Source organism: Streptomyces silaceus, assembly GCF_001419745.1.
Classification (GTDB): Bacteria; Actinomycetota; Actinomycetes; order Streptomycetales; family Streptomycetaceae; genus Streptomyces; species Streptomyces silaceus.
This window is the reverse complement of sequence record NZ_LIRJ01000282.1, coordinates 1-8,180: the sequence shown is the minus strand read 5'-3', so window position 1 is coordinate 8,180 and position 8,180 is coordinate 1. Positions and strand designations below refer to the sequence as shown.

The 8,180-nt window shown below is 71.3% G+C and carries 6 protein-coding genes and 1 pseudogene; all 7 read right to left on the bottom strand.

The genetic code is table 11. The annotated features are described in order from the left end of the window. Positions 1 to 746, bottom strand: a pseudogene (locus tag AOK22_RS42970) (type VI secretion protein); the annotation flags it as partial. After that, complete coding sequence (locus AOK22_RS24695) at positions 736 to 2,139, bottom strand: ATP-binding protein (RefSeq protein WP_055700908.1); 1,404 nt, start codon at positions 2,137 to 2,139, stop codon at positions 736 to 738. The gene AOK22_RS24695 and the pseudogene AOK22_RS42970, both read right to left, overlap by 11 nt. Positions 2,140 to 2,169: 30 nt before the next feature. Next, positions 2,170 to 3,729 carry an SCO6880 family protein gene (locus tag AOK22_RS24690; protein ID WP_055700907.1) on the bottom strand — a complete coding sequence of 520 codons (1,560 nt, stop codon included), beginning with the start codon at positions 3,727 to 3,729 and terminating at the stop codon, positions 2,170 to 2,172. Then, positions 3,726 to 5,081 (bottom strand): hypothetical protein, encoded by a 1,356-nt coding sequence (locus AOK22_RS24685; protein WP_055700906.1) that lies wholly within the window; start codon positions 5,079 to 5,081, stop codon positions 3,726 to 3,728. Before AOK22_RS24685 ends, AOK22_RS24690 begins: the two co-directional genes overlap by 4 nt. Beyond that, the gene (locus AOK22_RS24680) at positions 5,071 to 5,913 is read right to left on the bottom strand and encodes a DUF8175 domain-containg protein (RefSeq protein WP_055700905.1); all 843 of its coding nucleotides are present in this window, start codon (positions 5,911 to 5,913) and stop codon (positions 5,071 to 5,073) included. Before AOK22_RS24680 ends, AOK22_RS24685 begins: the two co-directional genes overlap by 11 nt. A 230-nt stretch (positions 5,914 to 6,143) precedes the next feature. Then, entirely contained in the window at positions 6,144 to 6,452 is a 309-nt protein-coding gene (locus tag AOK22_RS24675) for a hypothetical protein (RefSeq protein WP_055700904.1), read from the bottom strand. Positions 6,453 to 6,683: 231 nt separating this feature from the next. Then, the coding region (locus tag AOK22_RS24670; protein ID WP_079036791.1) for a hypothetical protein at positions 6,684 to 8,180 on the bottom strand (1,497 nt) is incomplete at its 5' end.

Here is an 8,180-nt window from a genome sequence, read left to right as displayed (position 1 = left end):
ACGGCGGCCTCGACGGGTGCGGACCCGGCCGCGGGGGCGGCGTACGCGAGGGGAGCGGCCGAGTCGACGGGAGCAGCCGACCGGGCGGGCGCAGCAGACTCCACAGGGCCGCCTGACTCCACAGGAATGCCTGACCCCGCAGGCCCGGCCGATGCGAAGGGCGCCTGAGCCTCGACAGGTGCCGGAGTCCCCGCGGGACCGGGACCGGCGCCGGGGCCGGCACCCGTGGACGTCCCAACAGCCCCAGACGTCCCAACAGCCCCAGACGTCCCGGCCTCCGTCCTATCCGTCCCGGCCTCCGTCCCGGCACCCCTGGTCCTGGCCGCCCCGGCCTTCGCCTCCGCCCGCCGGGCCCTCCGCACCGCCCGTGCCCGCGCCACCGTCCCCATCACGAAGACCGTCAGCACGATCAGGACGAGCAGCTGGCCGATGAACAGGCCCCAGAACAGGCCGTACCCCGACAGCTGGTTCGCGGGGGTTTCCGGCCACGCGCCCGCGATGTCCTGCGGATTGCCGACCAGGTGCCGCACGGCCGGAGGCGTATGGCCGAAGGACACCTTCTCGGGCCAGGCCCCGCGCGCGAAGCGGCCCGCGAGGTTCGTGGCCGACCAGACGAGCACCGTGGCCCCGATCAGGAAGGCGAGGAAGCCCACCAACAGGCCGTCGGGCACGCCGCGTTCGGGACGATCGCCCCGGTCGGGGCCGCGTCCGCGTGAGGACCGGCCCCGCTCCCACTCATCCCGCATGCTGCTCCATGTACGCCGCCCGCTCCTCCGCCTCCAGCTCCGCCGCGCGCATGGCGTCGTCGACCGGCCCGTCCTCGTCGGTGCGGTCGGCGGACGACTCCGTCATGGCGCGGTCGGTGAAGACCAAGGGGCGTTCCGTCTCCGTGATCAGGTGTTTGACCACCTGGACGTTGCCGTTGACGTCCCAGACCGCGATGCCCGGAGTGAGGGTGGGGATGATCTCCACCGCCCACCGCGGCAGGCCGAGGACCCGGCCCGTCGCTCTCGCCTCGTCCGCCTTCTGGGCGTAGATCGTCCGGGTCGAGGCCATCTTCAGGATCGCGGCCGCCTCCTTCGCGGCCGCTCCGTCGACCACGTCGCTCAGGTGGTGGACCACCGCCACGAACGACAGGCCGAGCCGGCGGCCGAACTTCAGCAGCCGCTGGAACAGCTGCGCCACGAAGGGGGAGTTGATGATGTGCCACGCCTCCTCCACCAGGAAGATGCGCTTCTTGCGGTCGGGCCGGATCCACGTGTGCTCCAGCCACACGCCCACGATCGCCATCAGGATCGGCATCGCGATGGAGTTCCGGTCGATGTGGGAGAGGTCGAAGACGATCAGCGGGGCGTCCAGGTCGATGCCCACCGTCGTCGGCCCGTCGAACATGCCCCTGAGGTCACCGTCGACCAGCCGGTCCAGGACCAGCGCCACGTCCAGACCCCAGGCCCGGACGTCGTCTATGGCGACGTTCATGGCCTCGGCGGACTCCGGTTCGGGGTGCCTGAGCTGCTCGACGATGTCGGTGAGGACCGGCTGGCGCTCGACGATGGTCTCGTTCACGTACGCGTGCGCGACCTTCAGCGCGAAGCCCGAGCGCTCGTCGAGCCCGTGCCCCATCGCCACCTCGATGATGGTGCGCAGCAGGGCGAGCTGCCCGGTGGTCGTGATCGCCGGGTCCAGCGGGTTGAGCCGGATGCCCATGTCCAGGGCGGCCGTCGGGTCGAGCCGGATGGGAGTTATCCCCAGCTCCTGGGCGATGAGGTTCCATTCGCCCACCCCGTCCTCACCCTGCGCGTCGAGCACCACGACCTGGCGGTCCTTGAAGCGCAACTGCCGCAGGACGTACGTCTTCTCCAGCGCCGACTTGCCGTTGCCGGACTCGCCGAGCACCAGCCAGTGCGGCGCGGGCAGCTGCTGCCCGTACAGCTGGAAGGGGTCGTAGATGTAGCCCTTGCCGGAGTACACCTCCCGACCGATGATCACGCCCGAGTCGCCGAGCCCCGGCGCGGCCGTCGGGAGGTAGACCGCCTGGGCCTGCCCCGTCGACGTACGCACCGGAAGCCTGGTCGTCTCGACCTTCCCGAAGAGGAAGGAGGTGAAGGCGTCCGTGAGGACGGTCAGCGGATCCCGCATCGCAACAGCCTGCCTCTACGTCGATACCGTCTAGCGTCGGATGCCGGTCGCGAACGGCAACGTGTTGACGAAGGCCCTGTGGTGCTCGCGGTCGCACCACTCCAGCTTCAGATACGACTTGCCGGCGGAGGCGCGGATGGTGCGCTTGTCGCGCGCGAGCGCCTCCGGGGAACGGGACGAGACCGTGATGTAGCCGACGAGGTTGACGCCCGCCGCGCCGCTCGCCAGGTCCTCGCCGCGCTGGTCCAGGCGGGAGTGCGAGGCGATGTCGCGGGGGTCGACCGTGCGGTTCATCTTGGCCTGGCGGCTCGCCTCGGCCTCGTCGTTCGTCTTCTCGGTGAGCATCCGCTCGATGGCGACCTCGGTGGGCTCCAGGTCCATGGTGACGGCGACCGTGCGGATCACGTCGGGGGTGTGGACGAGCAGCGGGGCGAGGAAGTTGACGCCGACGGGCGTCATCGGCCACTCCTTCACCCAGGCCGTGGCGTGGCACCAGGGGGCGCGGGTGGAGGACTCACGGGTCTTGGCCTGGAGGTAGGTGGGCTCCATGGCGTCGAGCTCGGCGGGCCAGGCGTTGCGCTTGGTCATCGCCTGGATGTGGTCGATGGGGTGGTCCGGGTCGTACATGGAGTGGACCAGGGAGGCGAGGCGGCCCTGCCCCAGGGGCTGGCGCACCCGGATGTCGGCCTCCTGGAGCCGCGAGCAGATGTCGGTCAGCTCGCGCGCCATGACGACGGCGAGACCGGCGTCCTTGTCGAGCTTCCGGCCGCCGGCCGGGCGGGCCGCGCGGGCCATCGCCTGGGCCTCGCCCGCCAGGTCGCGGGAGTAGTGCATGCAGGCCACGAGGTAGGCGCGGTGCTGCTCGCTGCTGGTCGACACCATCGACTGCAGCTGGTCGTAGGACTGCTGGAGCCAGGGCAGCGCCCGGTCGTCGCCGCGCTGGCTGACGTCCTTGGCGTGGGCGTCGGGGTCGGCGGGCAGCGTACGGGCGAGCATCTGGAGGCGGGTCACGAACCCGTCGCCGTTCGCGACGTGCTTGAGCAGCGTCCCGAAGCGGTCGACCAGCGCCTCCTGGTCCTCGGAGTCGCGGAGCCCCACGCCCGGGCCCTCGATCTCGATGGCGGCGGTGACGGTCCGCCGGTCCGCGTGCAGCAGCACGGCGATCTCGTCCGGGCCGAAGGGCGCGGCCAGCCAGCTGATGCGGCCGATGCCGGGCGGCGGGCCGATCTCGACCTCGCGGCCGTCCAGGCGCACGCCGGACTCGGGTGCGGCGGAGCGGTAGGCGGTGCCGCGCTTGAGGGACCGCTTGTAGCTGCGGTTGATCTCGAACCACTTGTAGAAGGTCCGGCCCTTGTACGGGACGTACACCGCCGCGATCGCGAGCATCGGGAAGCCGGTGAGCAGCACGATGCGCAGGGAGAGGACGGGGACGAGGAGTCCGCACATCATGCCGAGGAACGCCCCCGCGATGATCAGGGCGATCTCGCCCGTCTCGCGGTTCTTGCCGACGATCGCGTTCGGCCGCGCGCGGCCGATCAGATATGTGCGGCGGGGCGCGACCGGCTGGGACACGTGGGACTGGGTCGTCAACGCCCTTCACCTCCCGTGCGGTTGGTACTGCTGGTGCGGGAACCGCCGCGGTTGCCCGCGTGCGGTGTGTTCGTCGCGCTGCCGCGCGGCGGGGGTGCGGCGGAGGGGACAGATCCGCCGCCGTTCGACGAGCCGCCGGAGGGGCGGCTGCTGTGTGCGGCGACACCGCCGCTGGCGGGGTTGGCGGGGCGCGCCTGGCTGTTGCCGCCGCCTCCTCCGCCACCGCCGCCGTTGCCCCGGGCGCTGTGGGTCTTGATGCCCTGGGAGACGAGGGAGGCGGGGGAGCTGATCACGGCGGCGGCCTTGTTCTCGGCGCCGCGCATGATGCGGTTGTTGCGGGAGTTGGCGATCTCGTCGCCGAAGCCCGGTACGAAGCGGTAGATCATGGCGCTCGCGAAGATGGCGAGCAGGATGATCGAGAGCCCGGAGACGACCGCGGAGAACGAGTCGGGCCCGTCCTCGGCGGAGAGGGCCCCGGCCAGGCCGAGCACGATGACGATGATCGGTTTGACCAGAATGACGGCGATCATGATGCCCGCCCAGCGGCGGACGTGCGACCACAGGTTCTTGTCGACGAGGCCGGCGTAGACGACGGTGCCGAGGAGCGCTCCTACGTACAGGAGCGCCGCCCTGATGACGAGCTCCAGCCACAGGACGCCGGCGGCGAGGATCGACACGAGCGAGACGACGATCAGCATGATCGGTCCGCCGCCGATGTCGTCGCCCTTCTTCAGGGCTTCGGAGAACGTCCCGAAGAACGTGTCCGTCTGACCACCCGTCGCCTTCGCGATGACGTCCGTGACGCCGTCGGAGGCGGAGACGACGGTGTAGAGGATCAGCGGGGTGAAGGCGGAGGCGAGGACCGTGAGCCACAGGAACCCGATGGCCTCGGAGATCGCGGTGGTCAGCGGCACGCCGCGGACCGCCCGCTTGGCGACGGCCATCAGCCACAGGAGCAGCGTCAGGACGGTCGAGGCGGCGAAGACGACGGCGTACTGCTGGAGGAACTTGGGGTTGGTGAAGTCGACGTTCGCGGTCTCCTTGACGGCGTCGGACAGCTTGTCGACGGTCCAGGAGGCGGCTTCGGCGCAGCCCTTGGCGAGGGAGCTCAGGGGGTCGGTGGAGGAGTCGTCGAAGGGGGCGTCGGCGGGGTACTTGCCGCTGCCGCCGCCTCCGCCGCCGCTCTCCTGGCCTCTTTCGCAGTACTTTTTGGCGGGGCCGTGGATGAGGTCGCAGGCGTCGTCGTCCTTGGGCTCCGGCGCGGCGAAGGCACGCGCCGCGAACAGGACGGCGAAGGTCTGCATGGCCGCGACGGCGGCACCGAGTCGGAGCGCAGGGCGGCTACCGGGCATAGGTGAACCCTCCGTATCCCTTGACTGCCTCGGCGATCTCGTCCGAGCCGGACGCACGGTCGTCGCCCGGAACCGGCGACGGACCTTCCTTCTGCGAGTGCGTGACGGCCTTCCAGTCGCCGTCGATCCATGCCAGTTTCATGGTCACCGTGAACCAGCTGCTGGTGACCGGCTTGGTGGACTTCTCACCGGCCAGGCCGAGCAGGCCGCTGCACCAGACCTCGACGGTCGCCCCGTCACCCGAGAAGTCCGTGACCTCGGTGCCGATCGGGGTCGTGCGGGAGACGAACTGGTAGCCGCTCGGCGTCGAACCGTCGTCGTTCAGACCCACATTCTTGAAGAACGACGTCGTGTACGCCTTGTCGAGGTCCGCCCGGAACTTGGGCACGCTGGAGGGCACCATGACGGTGTTGAGGATGGCGTCGCGCTTCTTCTTGTCGAACATCTCGGCCGACCCCAGCGGCACGGTGAAATTCGCCGCCGCACTCTGCGCCCCCTGCTCCGACTTCGCGTACCCCGTGGGGATCCCGTCCGTCTTCCCCCCCACCGGCTTCTCCCCGGAGGGGGCCGTCGCCGATGCGCCCGCCTTCTTCGCGTCGCCGTCCGCGGAGGACGTGTCGTCGCCTCCCCGGTTGGCGAAGGCGATCGCCGCGATGAGGAGGACCACGACGCCGACCACCGTCACCAGGCTCCGCGACGACGTGCCGCCGCCGCGGCCGGATCTGCGGCCGCCGTAGACGTCACCGCCGCCGCCCTCCCCCTCCGGGAGTCTCGTACGGGTTTCCCCGGAGCCGCCGAAGAGGCCGTCGTTCCGCTCGTCGTCGGGATTCATGCCGCGAACGCCCCCTCAACCTCTCGCTGAACCGCCACGCAGGACACGTAGGCCACGTACGACGGTAGCCGTGCTGGTTCCCGCGCGGGCGCGGTGTGGTGACTCGACATCAGGGAGACGCAACCTCAGCCGGTGGGCACGACGGACGGGTGGGGAGAGGGGACACGTGGGGGAGAAGGGACACGGCGGCGCAGGGGGACCGCCGGGCCGACCGCTAGACCGTCATGCCGTCAGACCGCCATGCCGTAGACGATGGTGAACAGGGTGCCGAGCGAGCCGATGATGAAGACGCCGGTCAGACCGGCGATGATCAGGCCCTTGCCCTGTTCCGCGCTGAAGGTGTCGCGCAGCGCCGTCGCGCCGATGCGCTGCTTCGCCGCGCCCCAGATGGCAATGCCGAGACAGAGGAGGATGGCGATCGCCATCACGACCTCGATCATCACGCGTGCCTCGTTGCCCAGACTCCCGAAGGGACCCCAGTCGGGGGCGATCCCGCCGATGATGGTGGTGATGTCGCCCTTTTCGGCTGCCAAAAGCATGTGTAACTCACCGCCCCTAGTGGGTTGTTCTGCCACCTCTGCCCACCTCGGTGCAGAGGACAGCTCATTCTCGCCGACAATCGGGCCCTCGGATGTCGCCTTGGCGCCATTCGTTGGCTGACTTCGTACGTTTCCTCGTACGTGATGTCTGGTCACTCTGTGTATCACGCGGTACGACGCCGGGCAATGACGGTTCGGCGTGCCTCTGACCAGGTGTTATCTGACCAGGCGTTAAGTGAGGCCGAGCCCGGCGGTCGCGCGGGTCACGAAGGAGCAGTCGGTGTAACGGTAGGTGGTGCTGAGCCTCGCGCCCTCGGCTCGATTGCGTACGGTCGCCCGCTTGTAGAGGAAGTGGTACTCGCCGACGGGCAGCCTCAGGGTGGTGTCGGGGTACTGCTTGACGCCGGCGCGGCAGGCCTTGTCGCCCTGGGACTTGGTGGCGAAGACGCGGCAGGACGCGCAGGCGCCGAGCTTGACGCGGCCGGTGGTGGGGCCGGTGTAGAGGACCTCCAGCTCACCGGGGCCGAGGTTGGCGAGGACGAAGTCGACCTTGCCGCCGCCTCCGGGGCGGGCCGGGGGCAGGCGGCGGCCCGCGCTCGGGCGCTCGGCGGCGATCTCGGCGGCGACGGCGATGTCCCTGGCGCGCTCGCGCTTGCCGTTGCCGGGGTACTTCTCGGCGAAGCCGTTCAGGGTCGCGGCGGCCTCGGTGAAGGCGTCGTCCTTGAACTGGTCCACACCGCAGGCGTACACACCGCGCTCCACGGCGCGGTCGGTGTCGTCGCCGAGGGCGTCGTCGTCGACCGTGCCGGCGGGCAGGGCGTCGGTGGTGGCGGCGATGGCGCGCAGGGCGTCGACGGCGGGGCAGGGGTCGGCGCCCGTCAGCTCGGCCGAGCGGGCGTCGACGGCCGCGCGCAGGGCGGGCCCGACGTCGGCGGCCTGGTCGGACTCGGGGAAGGTGCTCAGGAGTTCGTCGAGGGGGCCGGTCGCGTCGGCCCGGCCGAGTGCGGCGGTCCCGCACTCGTACAGCGAGGTGGCGAGGCGGTCGTCGGGCCAGGTGGCGAGGGCGCCGAGGCGGTCCCTGCCCGCGGCGCCGAGGGTGCCGGGGACGGTCCGCAGGTGTTCGAGCGGGGCGACGGCGTCGCAGTACCGCTTGGCGGCGTACGGGGCGGCGGCCGCCTCGTAGTAGCGGTCGAGGCTGTCGGGCAGGCGGTCGGCGGCCTTCGAGCCGCCGTGGTCCGCGGCGAGGCCGCGGTAGATGCCGAGCGCCTTCTCGTACCGCTTCTTCGTCGCCTCGCCGAACGGCTGTCCGGCGAGGCCCGCGACGATGCGGTCGGCCCGGTCGAGGCGGTCCAGGAGCATCTGCTCGACGGCCTCGTCGCGCGCGGACGCGTACGTGAAGGAGCCGCCGGCGGGCACGGCGAGCAGGACGACGCCGAGCCCGACGGCGACCGGGGTCCGCACCGGCCAGCGCCCGCGGTCCCGGGCGGCCAGGCGCGCGCCGTGGGCGGCGGCCAGGACCAGGACGGCGGCGTATCCGGCGAGTACGCCGCCGGGGACGCCGTTGACGTCGGCGGGCAGCGCGACGAGGAGCAGGGCGGCGGTCGCGGCCCAGCAGAGGGCGGCGGGGAGCAGGCGCCGCAGGAGGAGGTAGCCGAGACCGAGCCCGGTGAGGTTGAGGAGGGCGGCGGCGAGGGGGCGCAGGGGGCCGGGCGCCGGGCCGGGTCCGAC